This is a genomic window from Fictibacillus sp. FJAT-27399 (genome assembly GCF_001510655.1).
GTDB classification, from domain to species: Bacteria; Bacillota; Bacilli; order Bacillales; family Fictibacillaceae; genus Fictibacillus_C; species Fictibacillus_C marinisediminis.
Genome location: NZ_LMVC01000003.1, coordinates 139,102 through 163,551, shown reverse-complemented (window position 1 = coordinate 163,551; position 24,450 = coordinate 139,102). Strand labels below are relative to the sequence as shown.

Below are 24,450 nucleotides of genomic sequence, written 5' to 3'. Positions count from 1 at the left end.
CTGGAGGATTTTCTGATCGTTTAGTTGAATTTCATTTACAGAAAGGAGTGGCATGATGAATTTTAGTATGACAGAAGCGATAGAAATTCTGGAACGCACCCCGCAATCATTAGCGTATTTTTTGTCCGATTTATCCCCTGGCTGGCTGCAATGCAATGAAGGCGAAGGAACGTGGAATGCAGATGAAGTAATCGATCATCTCATTGAGGGAGAGAAAAGCAACTGGATCCCAAGGCTGGAGATGATTCTTAGGGACGGTGAAAGTAAACCCTTTCCCCCGTTTGATCGCTATGCTCATATAAATAATGAACCTGAGACGCCGATTAAACAAAAGCTGGCTGAATTCAAATCTCTTAGAACAGAAAATATCAATAAACTAAAAACGCTGATGGATGATGACGGAGCGCTTCTTGAAAAGAAAGGAACCCACCCTGCATTTGGACCGGTAAAGGCGCGGGAACTCATTTCTACGTGGGTCGTTCATGATATGACGCACACCGCTCAAATCGTGCGTGTGATGGCGGAAAGGTACAGGACAGATGTTGGGCCGTGGGTTGAATATTTGGGGATATTGAAGAAGTAAAACAGCTGGTAGTTTACCATAATTGCAGTTTGGACAGTAAATGTCTGAGTTTGGACAGTATTCCTTCACTTTGGACAGTATTTCTCTCATTCTGGACAGTAAATCCTGTATTTCGGACAGTATTTTCCCTCACACATCACAATACAACCCACACGGCTTATGCCGGGTGGGTTTCCTAATTTACTTACATCGACGTCATCGCCCAAATCGACACCGACACACCCTCTCCAGAATTAATATACCGATGAGGCGTCGTGCTAGAGAAATGTATGCTGTCTCCTTCATGAAGATGAATCTCTTTTTCTCCCAAAATAACCTTCAGTTCACCCTTCAGCACAATCCCGCACTCTTCACCCTGGTGAGAAACAAGCTCTGCTTCACTCATTTCCCCCGGCTCGATCTCGACCATCAGAAAATCGAGTTTCCCACCGCGGTTTGGCGTCAGCTCATGGTACTTTACCTTTTCATCAGAAAGCTGGATCAACCGGCGCTGCTGTTTCCGTACGACGAGCTCATCTTCTTCCACACCTTCAAAAAAGTAATGCAGAGGAACACTCAGACTGCTGCAGATTTTCCAAAACGTGCTGACCGTGGGATCGACCAGTCCTCGCTCAATCTGAGACAGCAGGCTGGGGCTTAATCCGGTTTGCAATGCAAATTCCTGCAGTGTGAAGTTGCGCTGCTTCCGCAGTTCTCGAAGCCGCTCTCCCTGAATCAAAGCTACTCCTCCTTATTCTTGGAGATGACAGGCAAAGCCATGCTCCTCTGTCTTATTTTCAAACGGGGGAGCCTTCAGGCAAACCTCCATCCGGAAAGGACAGCGATCATAAAACACACACGCCTCATTCCCCGCTTTCACTTCAGCAGGCTGTGCAAAACTTAACTTTTCCGCATCCTTTGACTCAAAAATACTCGGCAAAGACGAAAGCAATATTTTTGTATACGGATGGCGCGGCCGTTCAAAGAGCTCAGCTGAAAGGCCCAGCTCCACAATTCTGCCTTTGTACATGACCGCTATCTGATCACACATGTATCGAATCACAGACATGTTGTGGGAAATGAACAGATACGTTAAATGACGTTCTCTCTTCAGCTCCTTCAGCAAGTTCAGCACCTGGGCCTGAACCGAGACATCCAGTGCAGAGGTTGGTTCATCCAGCACGATAAACGAAGGATCAGTGATGAGTGCACGGGCAATCGCAATCCGCTGCCGCTGCCCGCCGCTGAATTCATGCGGATAGCGGTCAAGGTGCTCCGCTTTTAATCCAACACGTTTCATCAGAGAAATAAGGCGCAAGCGCTCTCCTTTTTCTTTTCGCTGCTTGCTGTCCAGTGCCAGCAGCGGCTCGAGAATAATATCCTTCACCCGCATCCGCGGATCGAGTGAAGACTGCGGATCCTGAAACACGGTTTGGATTTCGCCCGGTCGGGGACGCTTAAATTTGTTCTTTTTCCATAAAGGATTCCCTTGGTAATGAATTATTCCATTTGATGGCACTTCCAGGCCGATCAGCATCTTTCCGAGCGTGCTCTTCCCGGAGCCTGATTCACCGACAAGTCCGAGAACACTTCCTTTCTCAACACGAAGATTAGCGTCACTGACCGCCTGAATCACATGCTTCCCTTTAGAAAACGACTTCTCCACTTTTTCAAATTGAATGAGTGTGCTCAATGGCTTGTCCCCCTCAACCAGCAGGCTGCTGAACGGTTATCTGAGACCGGTTCAAGAGCAGGCGCAGAAACACCGCAAATGTCGATAGCTTTGCTGCACCTTGAAGCAAAGGCACAGCCGGCCGGCCGGTTCTGAAGATCTGGAACTTCACCTGGAATCGCCTTTAACGGCTGGCCGGGATCCGTCAGATCAGGAAGGGCGTGCAGCAGTGCTTCCGTATATGGATGAGAAGGCGCGTTCAAGACCTCTTCTGTCTTCCCTTCCTCCACCACCTCTCCGGCGTACATGACCATGACCCGGTCACATACCCTGGACACAACACCTAAATCATGCGTGATCAATAGGACGGACGTCCCTCTTTTGGCATTCAGCTCTTTGATCAACTGTAAAATTTCCTGCTGAATGGTAACATCAAGGGCAGTTGTTGGCTCATCGGCGATCAGCAGATCGGGTGGTGCAGACATCGCAAGTGCAATCACAATCCGCTGGCGCATGCCTCCGCTCAATTCAAACGGATACTTTTTAGCCACAAACTCAGGATCATGGATATGCACATCACGCAAGGCTTGAACGGCCAGCCGGTACGCTTCTTTTTTCGAGACGCCGCGATGGCGCTTCATCACTTCTGCGAGCTGATTCCCAACTTTCATCGTTGGATGCAGGGCGGTCATTGGCTCCTGAAACACCATGCCGATCTTCTTGCCCCGAAGGCTCTGCATCTCTTTTTTTCCAAGCCTCATAAGGTTCTGCCCCAGATAGGAGATCTCGCCGTTTGAGATGTGAGCGTTGGAGCCGAGCAGCCCTAAAATGGATAGAGCGGTCACCGATTTACCGGAACCCGACTCCCCCACAACTCCTAAAATTTCTCCTTTATCAATCGAAAGGCTGACATTGCGGAGGGCCTGAACCTTACCTCTCATGCCTGTAAAATCCACACATAAATCTTTCATCTCCAATACCATGATGCACCCCTCCTAACGTCCGGCCTTGGGATCCAGAATGTCACGGATCCCGTCACCGATTAAATTTAACGAACCTGCAGACAGGAAGAGGAACAATCCAGGAAACGCCGGGTACCACCAATAATCCAATAAGTATTTCCAGCCAATGCTGATCATCGCGCCCCATTCCGGTGTGGGCGGCTGAGCTCCCAAACCGAGAAAACCGAGCGTAGCAATCATGAGGATGGCATCGCCGACATCAAGAGTCGCTTGAATGATGACCGGTGACACGGAGTTTGGAACGATGTGTTTCACAATGATCCGCCATGGGTCAATCCCGAATGATTCTGCAGATTTCACGAACAATTTTTCCTTAATAACGAGCGACTCCCCCCGAGCAAGCCGGACATAGACTGGTATCTTCACGATCGCTATGGCGAGCATCGCGTTTTGCAGGCTCGGTCCAAGAGCAGCAGCAAGAGCCATCGCCAGGATCAGCGTCGGAAAGGCCATCACCATATCCATGATCCGCATGATGATCAAGTCCAGCACGCCGCCAAAATAACCTGAAACCGTTCCTATTAGAATTCCGATGATACTCGCAATGATGATAACGGTAATCCCGACACCAAGCGAGATCCTTGCTCCGTACAAGATCCTCGTTAGAATATCCCTTCCTACTTCATCCGTACCAAACCAGTGATGAAGCGACGGTGCCTGAAACTTTTGGGAGATATCAATTTGCGTTGGGTCATAGGAAGTCAAGACCGGCGCGAGCAGCGAACAGAGGACGATGAATGCCAGAATGCCTATGCCCACCCACGTCAACTGGTTTTGTTTCAGCTTGTACCAGAAAGGGTGAACCGCCTTAAATTGCTGGGGCTGATTGGTTTCCCTGTGCAGAGGTGTCTCCATGTCCTCCCTCCTATCCTTTAATTTGCGGATCCAAAACGTAATACGTCAGATCCACAATGAGATTGATGATGACGTAACCGACCGCGATCAGCAGGGTAAAGCCCATCATGGCCGGAAAATCAAGATAAGCAATCGAGTCGACCACGTATTTTCCCATACCCGGCCAGCCAAAAATCGTTTCAGTCACCACGGCTCCCCCTAAGAGTGAGCCAAAGGAAATGCCGACGACGGTAATAGTGGGAATCAACGCATTTCTTAGTGCGTAACGGAAGAACAAGAAAGGCCCATGAATGCCATTGGCAATCGCTGTACGAATGTATTCCTGCTCCATAATTTCAAGCATGCTTGCCCGCACCTGCCGCGTAATGACCGCTAATTGCGCGTAAGACAGCACGATGGCCGGCAGCAGAATATGATGAAGACTGCTTTTCAGTGCGACCATATCTCCGCTCAGCAGACTGTCCAAAATATAAAAGCCTGTGATGTGAGTCGGCGGATGGATGTTGATGTCCAAACGTCCGTTGGCTGGAAACCATCCCAAATAGCCGTAAAAAATTAAGATAATAACAAGCCCGCTCCAAAATACAGGCGTGGAAACTCCGCTGATGGAAAAGATCCGGCTGGCATGATCCCAGATGCTGTTCTTTTTCACTGCCGCCAGCACGCCGAGAGGAATGCCGATGCCTAAGGCAAAGATAAAAGCAAGCACCGCCAGTTCCATCGTGGCAGGAAAAAAGGCTTCCAGATCATCCAGGACCGGCTTTTGCGTACGGATAGACGTTCCGAGATCACCACTAACTATTCCTTTCATGTACGTTTCATATTGAATCCAAAGGGGCTGGTCCAACCCGAGCTGCTGGCGTACCTGCTGCAGGGTTTCCTGATTGGCCCGCTGCCCGACCATCATCCGGGCAGGATCACCCGGAATGACGTGTGACAGCAGAAAGGAGACCAAAGTGACGCCAAACACGACGAAGAGAAGGAGGCCCATTCGGTTTAGAATCATCTTCTTCATGTTTCAACACTCCACTTGTCTGTTATTTGGACATATCTGCAAGGTTATACATGCTCTCGAGCATCGGATTGTACACGAAACCTTTTACGTTTTTGTTCATCGGAAGCAGGAAGTCCTTCTGATACAGAAGAATATAAGGTGCATCATCAATGACCATGTTCTGAGCCTCCTGATACAGGGCCTCACGCTTCTTTTCATCGTTTAACGTGGCCGCTTTCCTCAGCTTCTGATCGACGGCATCACTTTTGTAAAACGCACGGTTACCGGCAAGTCCGAAGTTCTTGGAATCAAACCAGTAGTTCATGAACGCGTACGGATCACCGAAGTCCGGGCTCCACATTCCAAGCGCCAGATCAAAATCGCCTTTGTCGATCATTTCCCTTGAAGTCGCGTATGCTACTTTTTTCAGGTTCACTTTTACACCAATGTCCTTCAGGTTCGACTGAATGGTTAACGCCTCCGTTTCCCACCAGGTTTTGTTGTCCGAATACAGAAGGTCCAGGCTCAAATTGGATACGCCTGCTTCTTTCAAAAGCGATTTTGCTTTTGCTTTGTCATACTTGTACTGCTGTGCTTGGTCGTCATGGCCCCATAAACCTTTAGGAATCGGTCCGCGCATCTGTGTTCCGTACCCTTGCTGTACCGCGTCGATCAATTTATTGTAGTCGATAGCATAGTTCAAAGCCTGACGTACTTTCTTGTTCTGAAGGGCTTTATTGCCTTTGCTGGAGTTGACGTACACATATTCCACGAGCAGACTTGGTTCCTGAAGCAGCTTGGCGTTTTTCATCTTCTTCACGCTGTTGACCTGATCTACAGGAATGCCTTCCGCGACATCAATCTCGCCTTTTTCCAGCTGTAGACGCTGTGCAGATGGATCGGCAACAATTTTAAAATAAACCTTCTTAAACGCTGGTTTTTTAGCGGCATACTTGTTCTGATCCAGTCTCACATACTCGCCTTTCTTCCATTTTGCGAGTTTATAGGGGCCGCTTCCCATCGTTGTTGTCGCAAGATAGTTTTGCCCTGAGTCACCGTTCTGTTCATGCTCCATGACTTTTGGGTTTACAATGCTTCCGTAGTTCGCTGCCAGTGTTGATAAAAAGGGAGGAAAATTTTCTTTGAGTTTAAACGTGATGGTTGCAGGATTTTCAGCCTTAATTTCGGAAACGAGGCTGTATACTTCTGAGGGGCCCTTTGCAATTTTCTTGAGGCGTTCAAAGCTTTTTTGGACCGCTTGTGCGTCCACTGGGGTTCCGTCGGCAAACTTATGGCCTTCGTTCAGGGTGAACGTCCACGTCTTGCCATCCTTGCTTACTTTCCATTCTTTAGCGAGTCCAGGTTTTACTTTCGTGCTTGCTCCGTCATATTCCACAAGGCGTTCATATGCCGGATATGTAAGTTTCCATGCGGAATTATCCATTGTTACTGCGGGATCAATGGTACCTTGGTCAGCAGTCGTCGCAATCGTCAGGACATCCTTTCCGCTTGCGGCTTTTGAATCCTTCGAACCTTCGCCGTTGGATGGTGTTGCGTTTGAATTCTTCACACAGGCCGATAGCAAAGCAAGAATCATTACAGCAATGAGTAACAAACTAAGTTTCTTTTTCATCGTTCTCCTCCATAACCCTTAATAGTTTTGTGAAAAAGTTATGCCGATTCTAGGAGCCTATTTCGAAATACCAAAATAGAGAATGCTGTTGCCTGTTGCGCTGGCCCACCTCCGATTCCCATAATCATAGTGCCACCACTCTACTGAATTCGACACAAAGCCAGCTTCCTCCATCACCTTCCGCAGCAGTCTGCGGTTATCCCGAATGGTTTCTTCCTGCTGAGTCAGCTTATCCTTTTTTTCATACCACTCAAGCTCTGCCTTTTCAGTAAAATCATCAAAGTCCGTCCCCATGTCGACCCAGCCGTTCTCGTCCGCAATCGTCAAATCAACCGCTCCACCCGTAAGGTGCGGCGAAGGCTTCGTAAGATCACGAGTCGGCACCGCCACATATTTTGAGATTTCTTCCTGGATTTTTTCTTGGGTAAGGTTTTGTTCTTCAAGGTCTGCTTTAATAGCTTGATAGATGGACAGCTGAGTTTCATAGGATCGCCAGCCGTCGAGGACGACCAGTTTTAAGTTTTGAGGTAAGTAATTGGCTGCTTTGATGAGTTTTCCGACTGTTCCTTTTCGCAAAAAACAGTCATTTTCTGATCCAGGCAGATTCATGTGGTAATAGTAAGGATACACTTCAATGTTCGGCGAGATGTTGGATAGGGAGAGTAAGGGGTCCTTCTGATCGGTTAATGGGCCAGTTAAATCCGGATTGGTTTCGTCTGACAAATAGTTACACCTCTTTTCAATAAATTGAATTTTCTAACAATATATTAAAGATAATGATATATTTAATGACAAATTATTGCAATAATCAATTGGAATATTTGTGAGTAAGGTTTAGATTGGCAGTTTACCATAATCCCAGTTTGGACAGTAAATATCTGTTTTTGGACAGTAAATTTTGATTTTGGACAGTATTTCCCTCATTTCGGACAGTAAATCTCGCGTTTCGGCTTGTATTCTCATTCCCACACCACAAAAACAACCCACTCGGTCTTAGCCGGGTGGGTTTCGTAACTAGTTTTGCTCCATTTCATGCGACTTTGAGGCAATATTACTAAAATACTTCACTTTTACAGCTGAAACTTCTCTTTAATCATCCTCGCTGTTTCACCAGCACTCAAATGTGTATTATTGATCCTCAAATAGTTCTCTCTCTTAATCTCACACCTTCAAGGGAATTAAGCCTGTATTTATCCATAGAGGTTACAAGGTCATTTTCCGACCACTCCAGATTGCGTTTCGTCGGCTTCTGCTCCAAACGAAACTCGCTCTTGTTCCGTTCCAGCCGTTCGTCCACATCGGCCTCCAGCTCGACAAAATAAACCTCTGCGCCCCTGGACTCGAATATCCTGCAAACCTTCTCTACATAGTCCCAGTCACTCTGTTCATTAAACGCCCAAACATAGGTGAAAATCAACCCGTAAAGGTCACTTTTGGCCACTTCTTCAAAAATTTGCTCACGGAAGGAATGGACGAGCCGGCTCCCAGCTTTTGACCCGTAATCGAAAAAGTGATGAACCAATTCAATCGTCATATGATTGTGAAACAGCTTTAAATCTGTTAGTTTAGTTAACTCGTGTCCAACGGTCATTTTCCCGACCGCCTGAGGTCCAAATAGTAATACGAATTTCATAGTTCCTCCTGCGCTGTATGGTTTCATCCTATTATTCCATAAAGAAAGGCTTATCTCCTGTTGTAACGGACCGTTCCTTACTAGGACTTCTTATCATGGTTATGAAAATCGAGAACAGCGATAACAAACATTCCAAAACTAAGCATTAACGAGATGACTTCGAATGTGTTCATTAACATCGCCTCCTTTATTTTCAGTCTCCCCGGCACCAAATTTGTCCTATACAGTTTTTTTTGGAAAATTTCAGCTGAATCTGGAGCGGTTTGAGGATGGAATTGAGCCTAACTGGCAATTAATAGATCCGATCTGAAAATTCAGACTTTTCCACACAAGCAATAATCCCTCCTTACAAAAAAGAACCCCGAAGTCACCAAGACTTCGAGGTTCAAAACACTCACTAAATCGATTTAGTTTTAATCAGCACTATTCCAAATTACTATGCCTCATAAAAGCCGATTCATTATCTTCTGTTTGCCTTGCCCCATAGCTCAAGCAAACCGCGTCGCAAAAAACGTGTACACATTGATCGAAAAGAGAACCCAAAGGCTGAATGCTTGCTGCTTCGTTCTCTCCTCTGTACTTTGTAGCTGCAGGAAGGTACGCCACAAGGGTTGCATGCCCAGCTAATTCAGAATCCGTTTTTGTTGTAATGGCAATGACCGGGCATCCAAGCTCTCTTGCCTTTTCAGCCGTATTCACTACACTTTTGGTTGTTCCTGATCCGGACACTGCTACAACCACATCACCTGATTCCAAAGCCGGAGTAATCGTCTCCCCCACCACGAAAACGGATGCGCCTAAATGCATTAATCTCATAGCGAAAGATTTCGCCATAAATCCTGATCTTCCCTCACCTGTTACAAAAATACGTTCCCCCAATCCTATCTGCTCCGAAACAGACTCTACGAGATTGGGCTCAACCTGGTTCAACACACCTTGTATCTCAAGCAATATGCTGTTCAAATCATTCATGAGCATTCTCCTTATGCTGTTTTGCCATCTCATAAAAGGTTTTAGCAGCAAGCGCTGGATCCTCAGCCTTTGTGATGCCAGACCCGATAATGACAACGTGAGGATCATATTTTGCTGTGTCAGAAAAGGAATCAATCGAAATCCCGCCGGCGACCGCTGTATTTACTTGCTGGCCAGAAAAAGACGGGACATGCAAACGGCCTTGATCTTCTCCGCTTTCCTGCTGATCTTTACTTACATGTGTACAAAGGATAGCATCCTCCAATTGACTGCACATCTTTACTTGTTCCTCTGATGTGTTAAGCAGATCAATCATGACCTGTTTGCCATGCTTTTTAGCGGTCTCCATACAGGCTTCAATAGAGACAAGAGGGGCTGTTCCGAGCACCGTTGCCACATCGGCACCTGCTGCAAAACAAAGCTCAAATTCATAAACGGCATTATCAAATGTCTTACTGTCTGCCACGATCGTTTTATGAGGAAAAGCTTCCTTTAAACTCCGTACACTTTCCATACCGAATTCTTTAATCAACGAAGTGCCTACCTCAATCCAGTCGATATACGGCTCCACTTTTTCAGCTATGGACAAAGCTTCTTCAATCGATAACCGATCCAGAGCAAGTTGAATATTCACAGGGACTGAGCCTCCATTTTTTGAACGCTATGCTCATTGTTGATTTTCACAAGCAACGTAAAGATGACAGATAGCACAAGGGAACCTGCCATAAAGATATAGGATGCGCTTGGTCCGCCCGTCGCTCCGTTCAGGTAGCCTACAAAATAACTGCCTACAAATGATCCTAAAGCACCCATGCTATTGATCAAGGCCATGGCTCCTCCCGCAACGTTTCGCGGCAGAATCTCTGGAATGATGGCAAAGAACGGCCCATATGGTGCATACATTGCCCCGCCAGCGATCACTAAGAGACCAAACGATACCCAGAAGTTTGACGTGCCTACTGCATAGGAACCATAAAATGCGAGGGCACCGATCAGCAGTGAAACCCATACAAAGCTTTTACGATTGAGGGTTTTATCAGAGTAATAGGAAACGAGCAGCATTCCAATTACCGCAAGAACATAAGGGGCAGCTGAAAGCCAGCCTGTGGCCACGATGTCCATTTTGGACGCTTTTGAAATAATGGAAGGAAGCCACATCACAAAACCATAAACACCAATGCTCCAGAAGAAATATTGCAGAGAAAGATATATGACTTTCTTTGTTTTAAAGGCTTCACGGTAATTTTTCACAGGTTTCATCCCTGTTTGTTCTTTTTGAAGCTCAGTTTCCAAGTTCTTTTTCTGCTCAGCCGTCAGCCATTTCGCTTCCTTAGGACGGTCATTCACAAGTTTCCACCAGATAAACGCCCATAGAATGGCAGGAGCCCCTTCAAAAATAAACATTGTACGCCAATCGAACGCTTTTAACAAATAACCGGATAAAATAGACATCCATAAAACCGTAACCGGGTTTCCTAAAATTAGAAATGTGTTGGCACGAGAACGCTCAGCCTTTAAGAACCAGCCGCTTAAAAAGACGAGCATCGCCGGCATAACAGCGCTTTCAACAACCCCCAGAAAGAAACGGATAGGATAAAGCCAGGTGACATGGGTTGCAAAACCGGTAGCTGTTGCAAGACCTCCCCAAAGAATCAATGACCAGAAGACGAGCTTCTTTGCACTTTTCTTTTCAGCATAGATCGCTCCGGGAATCTGAAAAAAGAAATAACCTAAAAAGAATAAGGAAGCCAGGAGGGATGAAACAGAGGTTGTAATATTCAAATCTTCACCCATTCCACCTGCAACACCAAAACCATAGTTCGCACGATCAAGATACGCTAAGCTATAGGTAATAAAAGCGATTGGAATTAAGATCATCCAGCGCTTTCTGCTTGCTAATGGATCGATACTCTTCATCACAGTACACACTCCTTCAGTTTTAAGCTGTTTTCGTAACCTTTGTTGCTCTTAGTAGTGGTTGATCTCCGTTTCAGGCTGCTCGCTTTCCGCGGGGCGGGCGGTGAGCCTCCTCGGCGCAGGCGCCTGTGGGTCTCACCTGTCCCGCTGCTCCCGCAGGAGTCTCGCACCTTACACTCCAATCAACTTGTCAATGAGGTTTCTTACAAAGTAAGTATGGTCATGCATGGGCAAGAAGAGAAGTATAATTTAACGCTTCATCACCATCCGTTAAAGGAAACTCAATGGCTCTCGGAATATCAGTTGAAAAATACTGAATGAGGTTCTTCCATTGGGAAGAATCATCCTTGGGCAATGGCAAGGTTACAAGTCTATCATTCCGTTGGTCTACGTATTTAAAATGCAGATAGACTACATATTCAGATAGTACTTTTGCGGCAGACAAAACATCTTCCCCTGTAAACGCCCAATTCCCAATATCAAATGTCATTTTTACAGGAACCTGCTGTGTCTTTGATTCCTTAAGGAAATGATGGATTTTTTTAATGGAACCGCCATTTTCCGTCTGATCATTTTCAATCGTAATTTGCAAATCGAGATTCTCTATTTTTAATGAAGCAAGCCATACTTTTAACTCCATGACGCTTGATGTTTGCATGTTGTAATGGCCGAGTGAGAATTTCACAATGGAGGCACCAATTGTAATCGCTTCCATAATAGTCAATGCAACCGCCTCTTTATTTAACGATCCTGACTCATTAAATAATTCAACAGGTGCCGAATAAACGGAGGTTAAATGATACTCCTCCAATTGGGTGCGAAGTTCTTGCAAGGAGAACGAATCGCCAGTAAAAAGTTCTCTCCTGATCTCCGCACCGTGGGCACCTGCTTGAGCAATAAGCGGAAGGAAGTGCTCCTGTCCCTTCTTTAAGACTTCTTCTGCCAGAAAGGAATTTAACGTAATAAAGATATTCTGCATATACTCCCCCTTACCCGAGGGATCAGTCTGAATCTCTTTCGATAAGACTTGGCTTATAGCGAAAGACCCCTAAATCCCGCTCGTCTTTGTTTTTGATCTGGCTCAGCAGCAGGTCAACGGCTTTTTCAGCCATTTCAACCGCTGGCTGCGCTACTGTTGTAATAGGAGGCGTAAAAAAGCTTGCGAACGGCACTTCATCAATGCCAATCACTGCCGCGTCGTCTGGGATGCTTAAGTTCCGCTCCTTCATAAATCTCAGCACTTCATTGAGGACAATATCATTTCCGGCCAATATCGCGTCCGGGGGTGCAGGAAGGTTAAACATTTCCTCAAGTACCGCCGGCAGCTGATCGGCAGCTGCACTCTTCACATACTCTTCTTTTACCGGAAAGCCGTGGGCATTCAAAGCATTTCTATACCCCTCAAGCCGTTCAACTCGCGGACTGATGTTGCGAATAATCGATGTGGTAACCAGCGCGATTCGCTTCCGGCCATTTTTCACAAATTGATCAACAGCCAGTTTTGCTGCCATATGGTTATCAAGCATAACCGTGGCAATATTCATATCCCTAATCGTCCTGTCAACAAACACAACCGGAAATTGCATTTGTTTCATACGTTCATACAGATCAAGATTGCTTCCTGTCGGGAAAATCATGATTCCATCCACTTGCTTGGCCAGAAGCATCTCAATATACTTCTTTTCTTTTTCCGGCTCGTCGTCTGCATTGCACACAATAATCTGATAGCCTTGTTCGTGAAACGCATCTTCCATTGCCCTTATAATTTGCGTGGAAAAGGTGTGAAGAATATTGGCAACTACTACTCCGACAGTGAACGTTGCTTTTTGCTTTAAACTTCGCGCTACAATATTAGGCTGATAGTTTAATTCTTCAATGGTTGCTTCAATTTTTCTTTTTGTTTTTTCACTCATATAATCAAATCTGTTATTTAAGAATTGAGATACGGTGCTTTTTGATACTCCCGCATGTTTGGCTACATCAGCTATCGTAATGTTTTTCATGTCATCATCCCTGTCTTATCCATTCAATTCAAACATTATAAGACACCTGAAAGTGCTTTACAATCGGGGATTTTGATGGGTCTCACCTATCCGCCGCCACCTCCGAGAATTGATTTAATGTTTGGATATACTCTCTGCTTAGCGACACAGCTTCTTCATAGCCGCCCTTCTGATAGGCTTTTGTCAGATTGCTGCCAACACCGACAGCAACTGCTCCTGCATTGAGCCATTCATTCATGTTGTTCAGCGATATTCCACCGGTAGGCATGATGCGCACATTCGGCAGAGGACCATTAACCGAGCGGATAAAAGAAGGATCAAAAGCATTTGCCGGAAACAGCTTTAGCACGTCACACCCAGCTTCAAGCGCTTTTGCCATATCTCCAATGTTCATGCAGCCCGGCAGATATGGAACACTGTACCGGTTACAGAGTGCTGCAATTTCTTTCACGAAATGGGAACTGACAATAAACTGAGCTCCCGAGAGAATGGCATGGCGAGCTGTTTCTGAATCCATGACAGAGCCTGCCCCCAAGAGAACATTCAACTGTCTTAGTTCCTTAAATACCTCTTCTACTTGAGGGGTCGTATAGGTAAGCTCAATAGCCCTAATTCCTCCCTCGATGGCCGCTTTAGACACTTGTACAGCTTCATGGCTATCTTTGCCGCGGATGACTGCAACGACCTGTGATTCCATCAGCTTCTGAAAAACTGAGTATTTTGGCAGCATCTTTTCTCCTCCTTTCGTCATTTAGCGTTCAACCACTGCTTCCTTGTTGATAAAAGAAAAAACTTCTTCCAATTGCGGCAAGCCTTCATTATCACCGGAAACCGTGGTGACAAGAGCTCCCACAGCATTGGCAAATTCCAGTCGTCTTTCCGGTTCAAATCCATGAAGAAGAGCGTACAAATATCCGGCATCAAATCCGTCCCCAGCCCCAACTGTATCGACAGGATTTACCGGGAATGCCTCCTGATGCAGCCATTGATGATGGGAATAAAGTGCCGAACCCTGGGCTCCGTCCTTAATGACAAGCTGGCTGATGGAATAACGTTCAGCAAATGATGTTAATTCCTCTTCCTCATCACTTCCGATAATGCTCTTGATCTCATCCCGGCCTGTCAGCAAAATATCGATGGCTGGAAATAGTGTTTGATACGCCGCTCTTGCTTCATCTATGCTCCACAGCTTTAACCGTATGTTCGGATCAAAAGAAATCAGTAGGCCTTTTTCTTTCGCTATGGCGATCACTTTTTGGACAATATCCATATTTTTTCGGTGAATCGCCAGAAAGACACCTGTCAGGTGAACAACATCAATGCCTTCAAACATCTCCTCCTTTATATCATCAGGTTCAAGGGTTAAAACAGGTGATTGATGGCGGTAGTAAAAGGTTTTTCCTGAACCATCTTCACGGATTTCCTTTACATTTAAAGAAGTGGGATACCCTTCCACAAAGGCAACATCATCCACATCCACCCCTTCACCTTTGGCAAAGTTATAAATAACTCTTCCAAACTCATCCTTTCCGAGCCGGCTGATCCATTTTGAACGAAGATCCAGTCTGGCACAGCCGATGGCAAAGTTCAGTTCTGCTCCTCCTACTTTTCTTTCAAAGGTCGAAACAAATCGTAATGGTCCAGTGCTTGCTGGATTTAAGGTGATCATTGCGTCACCTAAAGTTAGGATTCCATAGTTCAATGACAAATTCATACCCCTTTCTTTTTCTAATTACGGCAAGAAGAGCTTGCTGCAAGGGTATTAAAAAATTACTAAATCGGTTTGGTAAACCGGTTTAGTAGAATTCTAAATGAAAACCCTTACAAATGCAATCATTATTTTTCTATCAACTTTTTAAACTTGAAATCAATAAAAAGAGACTTCCAGGAAGCCTCTTTTTGATCATATCTATTTCTTCTTCATAATCGCCATCGTACACCGGGAAACACAAACAAGCTTCCCTTCCTCATCCGTAATTTTGATATCCCAGACCATGGACGTTCTGCCTTTATGCAACGGTGTGGCTGTAGCTGTAACAATCCCGTCCCTCTTGCCTCGCAGATGGTTGGCGTTGATCTCCATTCCGACTGCCATCTCCGTTTCCTCATCGATAAAATGATAGGTTCCGATACTGGCGATCGTTTCTGCCAGCGCGACAGACGCCCCGCCGTGCAGCAAACCAAACGGCTGATGGGTCGCTGAGTGCACCGGCATGGTGGCTACCGCTTGGTCGTCGGACAGTTCCACAATTTCAATTCCCAGTGCTCCCAGCATCGTATCTTTCAAATTTTTCATCTCCATACCAAATACACCCCTTATGTAAATTGACTATATTTTCAGAATATATGAATATGGGCCGGCAGACAACAAAAATGCCACTCCCATGAGAATGAAAGCCGCTATTCAGGGGTTGCTGGAGCGTTACTCGCGATTCGACAAAATTACTAGCGAAAACGCTTTGATTACTTGCGATTTTGCTGCCATTACTCGCGAAAATGAAGACTTTACTCTCGATTTTGCCTCATTAACTCACGAAACACATCATTTTCATAAAAACGCACCCCCCGCATCTCTCATTTTCGTCTGTTCCATCTCAGTTCATTTTTTCCGTGGTAAACCCTTACCTTATTTATATTTAAAAAAACTGAATAATTTGCGATTTAAATTTTTTGAGAAATCGCTTACAATAGAAGCAACTAAGAACAAGGAGGAATTCAAATGAAAAACATGAGAACTCAAACACTCCAAACATATAAGGGTGGAACACGTTCTTAAATGTAAACGGCGTGCCCCCTAATGTGTGCCTAGCTAAAAACACAAAGGGGTAAATCATGCATTTTCCAATAAAAAAATTTCTCTCCTATTACAGACCGTATTTACGTTTGTTTCTTTCGGTATTGGCTTGTGCCTTTATCGCGTCCGCTGTGACTCTGATTCTTCCGCTGCTCGTTCGGTACATTACGAAGGATGTTCTCGAAGGAGACTTGTCCATTGCGCTGAGTAAAGTGTACTGGATCGGCGGGCTGATGCTCCTTTTAGCTGCCGTTCAGAATATCGGAAACTACTTTGTGGACTACAAGGGCCATGAAGTCGGCGGCCGGATGGAACGTGATATGCGCAGTGAGCTGTTCGCGCATATGCAAAAGCTTTCGTTCAGCTTTTACGATAAGGAAAAGACAGGCCAGCTCATGTCCCGCATAACGAATGACCTGCTGCTGCTTTCCGAGCTTTATCACCATGGACCCGAAGACTACATGAAGTATCTCGTCCGCTTTCTTGGGGCCTTTGTAATCTTGTTTATGATCAATGCGCCATTAACGCTCGCTGTTTTCTGTTTCTTGCCGGTCATCGGTATCTTTTCTTTGGTTCTCAATAAAAAGCTTAACCGGTTATTTAAAAGAAACAAAGAGCGGATCGCAGACGTGAACGCACAGGTTGAGGATAGCCTTTCCGGAATCCGGGTCGTCAAATCGTTTGCCAATGAACATGTAGAAGTCAGGAAGTTCAACCAGGAAAATCAGCGGTTTTTCGAAAGCCGAAAGAGTACGTACAAAGCTGAGGCCATCTATTACGATGGCGTTGAGACGCTCATTCAGCTGATTACGATCACGGTAATCGTCTTCGGCAGTGCCAGTATCGTCCACCACACGCTGGATCTGGCGGATTTGATCACGTTTCTTCTCTATATCAGTTATATGGTCGAACCGATTCAAAAGCTGACCCATATGAGTACCCAGTTACAGGAAGGAATAACCGGCTTCCAGCGCTTTATGGAAATCATGAACTTACAACCGGCGATTGAAAGCAAGCCGGATGCCCTGACACTAACAAAGGTACATGGCGACATTGAGTTCAAGCACGTTTCTTTCCGTTACGAAGGCCATCTGGACCCTGTCTTCGTTAATCTGTCGCTTCATGTACGTCCGGGAGAATATGTTGCATTGGTCGGTCCCTCCGGCGCGGGAAAAACGACATTATGCTCGCTCATCCCCCGCTTTTATGATGTGACGGACGGCGATGTGCTGCTCGACGGATGGAGTGTCCGGGAACTTGACCTGAAGTCGTTACGAAGTCAGATCGGTATCGTTCAGCAGGATGTCTATCTCTTTGCGGGAACCGTGATGGATAATATCCGCTACGGCAGTCCAGAAGCGAGTGATGAGGAAATTATGGCGGCAGCCAAACATGCCAATGCCCATGACTTTATCATGAGTCTGCCCAACGGCTACCACTCCGAAATCGGACAGCGGGGTGTCATGCTTTCCGGAGGCCAAAAGCAGCGGCTAAGCATCGCTCGGGTATTCTTAAAGAACCCGCCCGTTCTCATTTTGGATGAGGCAACGAGTGCACTGGATAACGAGAGTGAGAGCATCATTAAAGACTCACTTGAATACTTGGCAAAAGGGCGCACAACGATTGTCATCGCTCACCGCCTTTCCACCATTCGCAATGCAGAGCGGATTATCGTCTTAACAGAGGATGGCATTGAGGAAGAAGGCACACACGAGGCGTTGCTTGCCCGCGGTGGCGCGTATGCGCACCTGTATTCCAAGCAGTTTGAATTACAAGCATAATTGAAAAATCGGCTCCCATCTCCGGGGCCGATTTTCTTTAGTTGATCTGTCCTAGGACAAGTTCTGAATGCTGGCATATACTATAGCATCCTAGGGGGGACAACAAAATGTTTAATTATCGATTGAGGGAACAGTTCCTTTTTGCCGCCAGTGACGAAACCATTGCTTGTATGTTAAGTGCACTCGCTGACAAAGGCGGAAACATTACGGCTTTTGAACAGACACGTGCAGCAGGAAACCGGACATTCCTGAATACGGTGAGGCTGGTCAGTGGAAATGCTGAAGGTGAAAACAGCGATGATCTCCGCACCTTGAAAAAGATACTAAAAAAGCTTGGTGTATATTATAAGCAGAAAACCGTCATTCAGTTTATTTTCACACCAGACGTACCCGGCCAGTTTAGCGCTGTATATAATCTACTGTGGTGCAGGGTGACCATTAATGCTTTTTATATCGGAGAAGACAATACCTTATATATGGACGTGTCAAATATCGAGAAGGCACAGCGCATCTTATCCAATCCAAACAGTAAACCTTGCCATAAAAATACTGAATAAATAAAAAAGGGCTGTCCTGAAAGTCGAAAATTGACCTTCAGGCAGCTCCTTTGACGTGAAAAATCTTCAATGAAAAGTTGATTGGAGTGCAAGGTGCGAGACTCCTGCGGGACTAGCGTGACAGGTGAGACTCCCCGCAGGCGCTTGCGCCAAAAAGTAGGCGTTCACGCCGGTAAGGCTCACCGCACGCCCCGCGAAAGTAGGAGCTCGCGCCGGTAAAAGCGAGCAGCCTGGAGCGGAGATCAACAGCTACCAGACTTCTTGGACAGCCCCTTATTGCTCTTTACTCGTATTTCTGAAGTTCGTTTACCGTCACGAACTTGTAGCCTTTTTTGCTCAGAGCAGACAGTGTTTTATCAATCGACTCCAGCTCATTGCCGGTTTTGTCATACATCGGATGGAACAGAATGATCGAGCCCGGTTTCACATTTTTCGTAACATAACGAACCTTATCCGAGACAGACGTATAGTACGTATCTGGTTCGAGGCTCCACGTGATCGTATCCATGTGCAATTTATTAGTATAGTAAGGCAGTCCGATCAGCTTCTTACCGTTAGGCGGCCGGAAGTCGATCGTCCCTTCATAACCCGTCTGGCGGATCAGCGCATTCGTTTTCTTCAGTTCCTGCTTGATAAAGGAAGGCGACTTGAACACCATCCGCTTATGGTAATAGGTATGATTGCCGATCTGATGGCCAGCTTGTGCAAGCTTCTTCCCTTCCGCCATGTTCTTCCGAAGTTCGTTTCCAATCAGAAAAAAGGTCCCTTTGGCGTGGTATCGTTCCAGTACCGGCAACAGCTTATCCACCTTGTTTGTCGGACCGTCATCAAACGTGACCGCAACCGCTTTTTGCTTCGTTTCAACATGGCTTGTCAGCCCGCCGAACAACTGGAAATTGCGGGCGTTCATTAATTTATAGGTGCCGAATAATATAAAAATGACTAACGAGAAGTACAGACACGGTGATTCCTATTCGTTTTTTCATGATAATCCTCTGTGTTTTTGCTTTTATTATAGCAAACTTCAAAAAAGACCTCTCAGGACCCTCTTTCCCGGTGATTGATATACCCTGATGGAATTTTACTTGCGGTTCGACATCGTTTACTTGCGAAAGTTCATCCATTACTTGCAGTTCGACACCAATTACTTGCGGAAATGCTTCCGTTACTTGCGATTCGACAAGATTTACTTGCAAAACATGTCATTTTCAAAAAAAGAGTATCACCACAAAGCCAACAAACAAAGCACCCATCTGCTTCATCCCGGGGGCTTTTTGATTTGATAGTAAAGCTTTTCTGCTTTGTAATTGGCATCGGCCGAGGTTTGAATATAATAAACTGCAACTCCCACATAATTAATAACGTTGGATTACACTCTCTATTTTCTGGATATTTCTACCTGTTCTATTGATGGGGAATCTTTTTCATGAAATTAAAAAAAGTGACATGCGCTAACACCGCATGTCACTTCTTTTCATATAGCTATCTAAATAGATTAGTCTTCGCCAGATCGATCAGATCGTCTCCCTTGCCGTTGAGCACGGTTTTGAGCATCCAGAGCGTAAATCCGTGCGCCTGTTCGAACTCGATTTTTGGCGGCAGAGCTAATTCCTGACGGTTGACGGCCACATCAAGCAGCACGGGGCCATTATGTTTAAACGCTTGTTTAACGGCACCCTCCAGGTCACCCGGGTCCTCAACACGTATACCCTGGATCCCCATGCCTTCGGCGATTGCGGCATAGTTGGTTTGTCCAAGGCCCGTACCGGTTTCCAAGTATCCCGCCGCTTTCATTTCCAGCTCCACAAAGGCAAGTGCCTCATTGTTGAACACGACAACTTTTACCGGCAATTGATGCTGCTTGATGGTCAAAAGATCACCCATCAGCATCGAGAGCCCGCCATCCCCGGAAAGGGCAATGACTTGTTTATTTCTTTTTGAAACCTGGGCCCCTATCGCTTGAGGCATCGCATTGGCCATCGTGCCATGATTGAACGATCCCAACAGCCGGCGTTTTCCGTTCATCTCCAAATAACGCGCCGCCCATAAGGTTGGGCTTCCCACATCACAGGTAAAGATCGCATCCTCAGTTGCGAGGTCACTGACCACTTTTGTTAAATACTGCGGATGGATGGGTGCCTTCCCTTTTTTCCCGGTGGCCAGTTTGTCCAAATCCTTCCGTACTTTCGCATAGTCCTTCACATGCTTGTCCAGATGACTCGTGCTTTTCTTCACTTTTATTAATGGAAGCAGCGACTCCACCGTATGCTTCACATCCCCGCATAGCCCATACGTTAACGCAGCCCGGCGGCCAAGGTGCTCCGCCCGAATATCAACCTGTAAAATAACCGCTTTCTCTGGGAAGAACTGGCGGTACGGGAAATCTGTCCCGAGCATGAGCAGCACATCGCAGTCCATCATGGCATGATAACCGGACGAATAGCCGATGAGCCCCGTCAGTCCGACAGAGTAAGGATTGTCGTACTCCAGATGCTCCTTCCCTCTAAGCGCGATGACCATCGGTGATTTGAGCGCATCACAAAGAGCCATCACCTCGGTATGTGCTCCTTCACACCCCGCTCCGCACAACAGCGTTACTTTTTTTCCTTTATTCAAGTAATCAGCAAGCTTTTGCAGCTCGTTTTCTGATGGACGGATGACTGGCTCTGTCACGTGTATGACTTGTTCCGGCACAGTCTGTTCATCATGAAGAGAAGCCACATCACCCGGCAATACAATCACTGAAACGCCTTTGCGGCCGATCGCATGCTGCATCGCCATCGTAACCATGCGCGGCATCTGCTCCGGACGAGTCAGTACCTCGCAATAATGGCTGCAATCCCTGAACAGCATCTCCGGACGGGTCTGCTGAAAGTATTCTCCGCCGAGCTCATTGCTTGGAATGTGCGCCGCAATGGCCAGCACCGGAATCCGATTGCGATGGCAGTCGTACAATCCATTGATCAGATGCAGGTTCCCTGGACCACTGCTTCCCGCACAGACGGCGATACTATTGCTTAAAATCGCATCCGAACCTGCAGCAAAGGCCGCTACCTCTTCATGGCGGACCGAGATCCATTCAATTTTTCCGGAACGGCGGATGGAATCCAGCACCGCGTTCAGTGAATCGCCCACAATCCCGTAGATCCGCTCAATTCCAGCATGTCTCAACGAATCGACCAGTAGATCAGCAACGGTTTTCTTCATTATGTAGTCTCCTTTTTAGTTATTGCCTCAATCAAATAAACTCTTCCATATTATCCCTTGTGTTAGTAGGAATATTCGGAGGTTTGAGCATAAAGCTTCCCTAAAAGAGGTCTACCCTGACGTTTGCTTAAGGAAACCTTCGTTAAGGTGTTCTATTGTGACAAATGACCGAGTAATAATGGATCATGCCATTCTGGAAAATGAACCCAAAATACTTGTTGTAATTTTAATGTAATCACTGTAACATAAATGTAACACATATCGATGATCGACTAAAGTTCGCATTCTATCATTAATCAAAAAAAGAAAAGGAGTCTTTATGAAAAAATCAATTTTCCGCCTAACCATGGTTACCATTGCTATTGCCTTGATTGCTTCCGTATTTTTTGTGAATAGTGAAGCAAAGGCCGCATCCGTACAGACAGCTTTTGTAAATGTTAAAACATCGCTGAATGTCAGAAATGCTCCAAGTGAGAAAGCCACCATCATCGGCTCTTTAAAATCCGGCGCCACCGTATCCGTTTATTCAAAAACCAAATCCGGCTGGTCTGAAATCCGATACAAAAGCAAGAAGGCTTATGTCTCTACCAAGTATCTTAAATTTTTCACGGGTGTAACGATCAGTAAGCATCAGTATAAAAATACAAAGGCTGTGTCCTATCCTCAAGTGAAGGGACTAAAAAGCAAAAAAGCTCAGGATAAAATCAACGCCGCTCTGCTGAGCCATGCGAAACAATCGTATAATGAATATTTACAATTGCTGAAAGATGAAAAGGAAATTCAGGGAGATAAAATGTGCAAGGAATATCCTTTTTCCTGTGATTATGATTACTCATCCAGTTATTCCGTAAAATACAATGATGGCAAGCAGCTGAGTATCCTTTTTCAAGACTATGAATATACCGGCGGTGCACACGGAATGTCATCCCTCGAAGGGTATAACTTTACGATCAGCGACGGCAAAGAATTGAAACTGAACAACATTCTTACAAGTAATGCGAAATACAAAGCCGTACAAAAATATGCGTATAACTATATGAAAAAGCATAAAGATATTTTTTATGTAACCAGCCAAAGTGATGTGAACATAAAACGTGATGCCCAGTTTTATTTTAACTTTAACGGCATTACCTTAAAATTCGGGGAGTATTCTGTTGCCCCTTATGCAGCAGGAACTCCAGCAGTAGACATACCCAGGTCTGTCTACAAATAAAAAATTCTTAGGAGAAGGGATATGCCCTTCTCCTTTTTTAATTTCTTTAGGTCCAGCAGGTGAGTCCTAAAGCTGATTGATTGTACTAGTGACTCATCAACAGTCTGGCCATAGGAAGCGAATCAGACTAATCACTATAATATAATTGATAATACTCCATGTTTGTCCATTGCGGTTCGTCAGCTCACCGCATCCTATAATGTATCAACTATAAGGAGGTAAGCTATTGTCACCTCGAACAAATGATGTAGTCCTTATTGTGTTTGAAAGCGTTCCAAGAACGAGACGATTTCGAATTTCTGATTTTGCCGTTATCGGCAGTGCAGGCCGATGTAGGGAGTTTCTAAAAATAGGGGAAGATGTAGTACATGCTGAAAGCTGTCTTTTAAGAAATAACTTTCGGGTCGTTTTTGAAAGTTCAAATATTCTGCTTTTCGTTCGTAATTAAACATGGCAGCTTTTACGGAAAGTGACTACGTCCCATTTATTTAGGCCAATCAAGAGAAATCTGTACAGTGGTAATATTATTTCTTTAACTACTGGTCGGGGCTGTCCAAGAAGTCTGTAAGCTGTTGATTTCCGTTCCAGGGTGCTCGCTTTCCGCGGGGCGTGCGGTGAGCCTTACCGGCGTGAACGCCTACTTTTTGGCGCTAGCCCCTGCGGGAGTCTCACCTGTCACGCTAGTCCCGCAGGAGTCTCGCATCTTCCACTTCAATTAACTTTTCATTGAAGATTTTTCAAGCCAAAAAGGGGCTGCCTGAAGGTCAATTTTCGACTTNAGGAGTCTCGCATCTTCCACTTCAATTAACTTTTCATTGAAGATTTTTCAAGCCAAAAAGGGGCTGCCTGAAGGTCAATTTTCGACTTTCTGGACAGCCCCTTTTCTTCTTGAATTAAAGAATATCAACGGTCTGATTGGTCGGCCCAAGTATCGCAATCCACTGCTGGCCGTTATGGGTGCTTCTCATTCTTGAAACAGTACGAATTTATTTACCTTTGATTTAATGTTTGATAAGTTTAAACTTAGAGGTGACTTATGAACTATTCAGATGAAAAAATTACCGAAGGACATATTTTTTATAGTTTTAATGACGAAGATACTTATCTAGAAAATTTAATATCTTATATACTCTCTGGCTTAGAGAATCATCAAATTATTCTAGTTATTGAGAACATGAAAGTTCTTCCCAAATTAAAAGAGAAGCTTAACGTGTTATTCACCAAAGAACAACTAACATATGTCCGAATGGTTAATAATTTTGATTATTACCTTTCAAACGGAGATTTTAATACAACTACAATAGTGAACCACTTTGAAAGTGATTTATCCGCTTTAAAGAATCGCAATTTACCTATTCGGACTTGGGCACATGTTGAATGGTATTCCTCTGAACCGGATGCTGAGTTGCTCAACGATTTTGAAACAATCGCAGATGAATTTGTCTTACAGAAAAATACACTGTCGGTATGCGCATACCCTTCTGAACGTTTAACTTCTGAATTGAGCATTCTTTTAAGACAAGCACATAAATATTTTATGACAGATAACAATTTCTCGCTGTCCTCTTTGTATAATAGAACATCTTCTTAAAAAAACAGTATTAAATTTTAACTTAATTATGTTATTTGTGGCTT

Annotated in this window: 28 protein-coding genes and 2 pseudogenes; 10 read left to right on the top strand and 20 right to left on the bottom strand. The window is 45.3% G+C overall.

All coding sequences use genetic code 11. The features are described 5' to 3' along the window. The first annotated feature begins 55 nt into the window (after positions 1–55). The gene (locus AR335_RS15005) at positions 56–583 is read left to right on the top strand and encodes a DinB family protein (RefSeq protein WP_062237415.1); all 528 of its coding nucleotides are present in this window, start codon (positions 56–58) and stop codon (positions 581–583) included. Positions 584–767: 184 nt separating this feature from the next. On the opposite strand, the gene AR335_RS15000 is transcribed toward AR335_RS15005, so the two are convergent. From AR335_RS15000 to AR335_RS14950, 12 genes and pseudogenes are all read right to left on the bottom strand, one after another. Further along, entirely contained in the window at positions 768–1,301 is a 534-nt protein-coding gene (locus AR335_RS15000) for a helix-turn-helix domain-containing protein (protein WP_062237413.1), read from the bottom strand. A 12-nt stretch (positions 1,302–1,313) separates the two neighbouring features. After that, positions 1,314–2,255 (bottom strand): oligopeptide/dipeptide ABC transporter ATP-binding protein, encoded by a 942-nt coding sequence (locus tag AR335_RS14995; RefSeq protein WP_082683547.1) that lies wholly within the window; start codon positions 2,253–2,255, stop codon positions 1,314–1,316. After that, entirely contained in the window at positions 2,252–3,217 is a 966-nt protein-coding gene (locus AR335_RS14990; RefSeq protein ID WP_062237411.1) for an ABC transporter ATP-binding protein, read from the bottom strand. The genes AR335_RS14995 and AR335_RS14990 overlap by 4 nt, the downstream gene beginning before the upstream one ends. Positions 3,218–3,229: 12 nt before the next feature. Further along, a complete protein-coding gene (locus AR335_RS14985) occupies positions 3,230–4,111 on the bottom strand; it encodes an ABC transporter permease (RefSeq protein WP_062237409.1) in 882 nt (293 codons plus the stop codon). Positions 4,112–4,121: 10 nt separating this feature from the next. Continuing rightward, positions 4,122–5,126, bottom strand: a complete 1,005-nt coding sequence (locus AR335_RS14980) for an ABC transporter permease (protein WP_062237407.1) — start codon at positions 5,124–5,126, stop codon at positions 4,122–4,124. A gap of 22 nt (positions 5,127–5,148) precedes the next feature. Further along, on the bottom strand, positions 5,149–6,738 hold the full coding sequence (locus tag AR335_RS14975; protein WP_062237405.1) for an ABC transporter substrate-binding protein: 1,590 nt from the start codon (positions 6,736–6,738) through the stop codon (positions 5,149–5,151). A 57-nt stretch (positions 6,739–6,795) separates the two neighbouring features. Then, the gene (locus AR335_RS14970; RefSeq protein WP_234293311.1) at positions 6,796–7,461 is read right to left on the bottom strand and encodes a M15 family metallopeptidase; all 666 of its coding nucleotides are present in this window, start codon (positions 7,459–7,461) and stop codon (positions 6,796–6,798) included. Positions 7,462–7,808: 347 nt separating this feature from the next. After that, positions 7,809–8,371, bottom strand: a pseudogene (locus AR335_RS14965) (shikimate kinase). Positions 8,372–8,451: 80 nt separating this feature from the next. Beyond that, positions 8,452–8,544: a putative holin-like toxin gene (locus AR335_RS25000; RefSeq protein WP_231689193.1), complete on the bottom strand. Its 93-nt coding sequence runs from the start codon at positions 8,542–8,544 to the stop codon at positions 8,452–8,454. Between the two features lie 250 nt (positions 8,545–8,794). Then, on the bottom strand, positions 8,795–9,343 hold the full coding sequence (hxlB, locus tag AR335_RS14960) for a 6-phospho-3-hexuloisomerase (RefSeq protein ID WP_062237401.1): 549 nt from the start codon (positions 9,341–9,343) through the stop codon (positions 8,795–8,797). Next, positions 9,336–9,977: a 3-hexulose-6-phosphate synthase gene (gene hxlA / locus AR335_RS14955; protein ID WP_062237399.1), complete on the bottom strand. Its 642-nt coding sequence runs from the start codon at positions 9,975–9,977 to the stop codon at positions 9,336–9,338. The genes hxlB and hxlA overlap by 8 nt, the downstream gene beginning before the upstream one ends. Beyond that, on the bottom strand, positions 9,974–11,260 hold the full coding sequence (locus AR335_RS14950) for an MFS transporter (RefSeq protein ID WP_082683546.1): 1,287 nt from the start codon (positions 11,258–11,260) through the stop codon (positions 9,974–9,976). The genes hxlA and AR335_RS14950 overlap by 4 nt, the downstream gene beginning before the upstream one ends. A gap of 61 nt (positions 11,261–11,321) precedes the next feature. On the opposite strand from AR335_RS14950, the gene AR335_RS24180 reads away from it, so the two are divergent. Beyond that, positions 11,322–11,474, top strand: a complete 153-nt coding sequence (locus AR335_RS24180; protein WP_156419014.1) for a hypothetical protein — start codon at positions 11,322–11,324, stop codon at positions 11,472–11,474. A gap of 6 nt (positions 11,475–11,480) precedes the next feature. On the opposite strand, the gene AR335_RS14945 is transcribed toward AR335_RS24180, so the two are convergent. The 5 genes from AR335_RS14945 to AR335_RS14925 all read right to left on the bottom strand — a co-directional run bounded on the left by AR335_RS14945 (position 11,481) and on the right by AR335_RS14925 (position 15,565). Then, on the bottom strand, positions 11,481–12,239 hold the full coding sequence (locus AR335_RS14945; protein WP_062237395.1) for a sugar phosphate isomerase/epimerase family protein: 759 nt from the start codon (positions 12,237–12,239) through the stop codon (positions 11,481–11,483). A 22-nt stretch (positions 12,240–12,261) separates the two neighbouring features. Beyond that, positions 12,262–13,263, bottom strand: coding sequence for a LacI family DNA-binding transcriptional regulator (locus tag AR335_RS14940; RefSeq protein ID WP_062237393.1), 1,002 nt, complete (start codon positions 13,261–13,263; stop codon positions 12,262–12,264). An 82-nt stretch (positions 13,264–13,345) separates the two neighbouring features. Next, the gene (locus tag AR335_RS14935) at positions 13,346–13,993 is read right to left on the bottom strand and encodes a bifunctional 2-keto-4-hydroxyglutarate aldolase/2-keto-3-deoxy-6-phosphogluconate aldolase (RefSeq protein ID WP_062237391.1); all 648 of its coding nucleotides are present in this window, start codon (positions 13,991–13,993) and stop codon (positions 13,346–13,348) included. A gap of 21 nt (positions 13,994–14,014) precedes the next feature. Continuing rightward, positions 14,015–14,971, bottom strand: coding sequence for a sugar kinase (locus tag AR335_RS14930; protein WP_062237390.1), 957 nt, complete (start codon positions 14,969–14,971; stop codon positions 14,015–14,017). A gap of 201 nt (positions 14,972–15,172) precedes the next feature. Next, positions 15,173–15,565 (bottom strand): hotdog fold thioesterase, encoded by a 393-nt coding sequence (locus AR335_RS14925; protein WP_062237388.1) that lies wholly within the window; start codon positions 15,563–15,565, stop codon positions 15,173–15,175. A gap of 88 nt (positions 15,566–15,653) precedes the next feature. Between AR335_RS14925 and AR335_RS24995 the strand changes: the two genes are divergently transcribed. The 3 genes from AR335_RS24995 (at position 15,654) to AR335_RS14910 (ending at position 18,395) form a co-directional block, all read left to right on the top strand. After that, positions 15,654–15,986 carry a hypothetical protein gene (locus AR335_RS24995; RefSeq protein ID WP_062237386.1) on the top strand — a complete coding sequence of 111 codons (333 nt, stop codon included), beginning with the start codon at positions 15,654–15,656 and terminating at the stop codon, positions 15,984–15,986. 109 nt (positions 15,987–16,095) lie between these two features. Next, positions 16,096–17,838, top strand: coding sequence for an ABC transporter ATP-binding protein (locus AR335_RS14915; protein WP_062237384.1), 1,743 nt, complete (start codon positions 16,096–16,098; stop codon positions 17,836–17,838). A 107-nt stretch (positions 17,839–17,945) separates the two neighbouring features. After that, positions 17,946–18,395 (top strand): hypothetical protein, encoded by a 450-nt coding sequence (locus AR335_RS14910; RefSeq protein ID WP_062237382.1) that lies wholly within the window; start codon positions 17,946–17,948, stop codon positions 18,393–18,395. Between the two features lie 66 nt (positions 18,396–18,461). Here the strand turns inward: AR335_RS14910 and AR335_RS24175 are convergent, their stop codons facing one another. The 3 genes and pseudogenes from AR335_RS24175 to poxB form a co-directional block, all read right to left on the bottom strand. Continuing rightward, positions 18,462–18,641: a hypothetical protein gene (locus AR335_RS24175; protein WP_156419013.1), complete on the bottom strand. Its 180-nt coding sequence runs from the start codon at positions 18,639–18,641 to the stop codon at positions 18,462–18,464. Positions 18,642–18,678: 37 nt separating this feature from the next. Then, a pseudogene (locus AR335_RS14905) lies at positions 18,679–19,381 on the bottom strand (polysaccharide deacetylase family protein). 496 nt (positions 19,382–19,877) lie between these two features. Then, on the bottom strand, positions 19,878–21,602 hold the full coding sequence (gene poxB, locus AR335_RS14895; RefSeq protein WP_062237376.1) for a ubiquinone-dependent pyruvate dehydrogenase: 1,725 nt from the start codon (positions 21,600–21,602) through the stop codon (positions 19,878–19,880). Between the two features lie 319 nt (positions 21,603–21,921). On the opposite strand from poxB, the gene AR335_RS14890 reads away from it, so the two are divergent. The 5 genes from AR335_RS14890 to AR335_RS14880 all read left to right on the top strand — a co-directional run bounded on the left by AR335_RS14890 (position 21,922) and on the right by AR335_RS14880 (position 24,406). Continuing rightward, positions 21,922–22,815: a PdaC/SigV domain-containing protein gene (locus AR335_RS14890; protein ID WP_062237373.1), complete on the top strand. Its 894-nt coding sequence runs from the start codon at positions 21,922–21,924 to the stop codon at positions 22,813–22,815. Between the two features lie 226 nt (positions 22,816–23,041). Beyond that, complete coding sequence (locus AR335_RS14885; protein WP_062237371.1) at positions 23,042–23,263, top strand: hypothetical protein; 222 nt, start codon at positions 23,042–23,044, stop codon at positions 23,261–23,263. A 124-nt stretch (positions 23,264–23,387) separates the two neighbouring features. Further along, positions 23,388–23,534 carry a hypothetical protein gene (locus tag AR335_RS24170; protein WP_156419006.1) on the top strand — a complete coding sequence of 49 codons (147 nt, stop codon included), beginning with the start codon at positions 23,388–23,390 and terminating at the stop codon, positions 23,532–23,534. A gap of 60 nt (positions 23,535–23,594) precedes the next feature. Next, a partial coding sequence (locus AR335_RS24990) for a hypothetical protein (protein WP_234293309.1) occupies positions 23,595–23,789 on the top strand: 195 nt, incomplete at its 5' end. Positions 23,790–23,851: 62 nt separating this feature from the next. Then, positions 23,852–24,406, top strand: a complete 555-nt coding sequence (locus AR335_RS14880) for an MEDS domain-containing protein (protein ID WP_062237369.1) — start codon at positions 23,852–23,854, stop codon at positions 24,404–24,406. Positions 24,407–24,450: the final 44 nt, after the last annotated feature.

What these genes read in the sequence shown, in the direction of transcription:
- AR335_RS15005 (WP_062237415.1), top strand. Translation starts at nt 56, where the DNA reads ATGAATTTTAGTATGACAGAAGCGATAGAAATTCTGGAACGCACCCCG.
- AR335_RS14990 (WP_062237411.1), bottom strand. Translation starts at nt 3,217, where the DNA reads ATGGTATTGGAGATGAAAGATTTATGTGTGGATTTTACAGGCATGAGA.
- AR335_RS14985 (WP_062237409.1), bottom strand. Translation starts at nt 4,111, where the DNA reads ATGGAGACACCTCTGCACAGGGAAACCAATCAGCCCCAGCAATTTAAG.
- AR335_RS14980 (WP_062237407.1), bottom strand. Translation starts at nt 5,126, where the DNA reads ATGAAGAAGATGATTCTAAACCGAATGGGCCTCCTTCTCTTCGTCGTG.
- AR335_RS14975 (WP_062237405.1), bottom strand. Translation starts at nt 6,738, where the DNA reads ATGAAAAAGAAACTTAGTTTGTTACTCATTGCTGTAATGATTCTTGCT.
- AR335_RS25000 (WP_231689193.1), bottom strand. Translation starts at nt 8,544, where the DNA reads ATGAACACATTCGAAGTCATCTCGTTAATGCTTAGTTTTGGAATGTTT.
- hxlB (WP_062237401.1), bottom strand. Translation starts at nt 9,343, where the DNA reads ATGAATGATTTGAACAGCATATTGCTTGAGATACAAGGTGTGTTGAAC.
- AR335_RS14950 (WP_082683546.1), bottom strand. Translation starts at nt 11,260, where the DNA reads ATGAAGAGTATCGATCCATTAGCAAGCAGAAAGCGCTGGATGATCTTA.
- AR335_RS14945 (WP_062237395.1), bottom strand. Translation starts at nt 12,239, where the DNA reads ATGCAGAATATCTTTATTACGTTAAATTCCTTTCTGGCAGAAGAAGTC.
- AR335_RS14940 (WP_062237393.1), bottom strand. Translation starts at nt 13,263, where the DNA reads ATGAAAAACATTACGATAGCTGATGTAGCCAAACATGCGGGAGTATCA.
- AR335_RS14935 (WP_062237391.1), bottom strand. Translation starts at nt 13,993, where the DNA reads ATGCTGCCAAAATACTCAGTTTTTCAGAAGCTGATGGAATCACAGGTC.
- AR335_RS14925 (WP_062237388.1), bottom strand. Translation starts at nt 15,565, where the DNA reads ATGGAGATGAAAAATTTGAAAGATACGATGCTGGGAGCACTGGGAATT.
- AR335_RS24995 (WP_062237386.1), top strand. Translation starts at nt 15,654, where the DNA reads ATGAAAGCCGCTATTCAGGGGTTGCTGGAGCGTTACTCGCGATTCGAC.
- AR335_RS14915 (WP_062237384.1), top strand. Translation starts at nt 16,096, where the DNA reads ATGCATTTTCCAATAAAAAAATTTCTCTCCTATTACAGACCGTATTTA.
- AR335_RS14910 (WP_062237382.1), top strand. Translation starts at nt 17,946, where the DNA reads ATGTTTAATTATCGATTGAGGGAACAGTTCCTTTTTGCCGCCAGTGAC.
- poxB (WP_062237376.1), bottom strand. Translation starts at nt 21,602, where the DNA reads ATGAAGAAAACCGTTGCTGATCTACTGGTCGATTCGTTGAGACATGCT.
- AR335_RS14890 (WP_062237373.1), top strand. Translation starts at nt 21,922, where the DNA reads ATGAAAAAATCAATTTTCCGCCTAACCATGGTTACCATTGCTATTGCC.
- AR335_RS14880 (WP_062237369.1), top strand. Translation starts at nt 23,852, where the DNA reads ATGAACTATTCAGATGAAAAAATTACCGAAGGACATATTTTTTATAGT.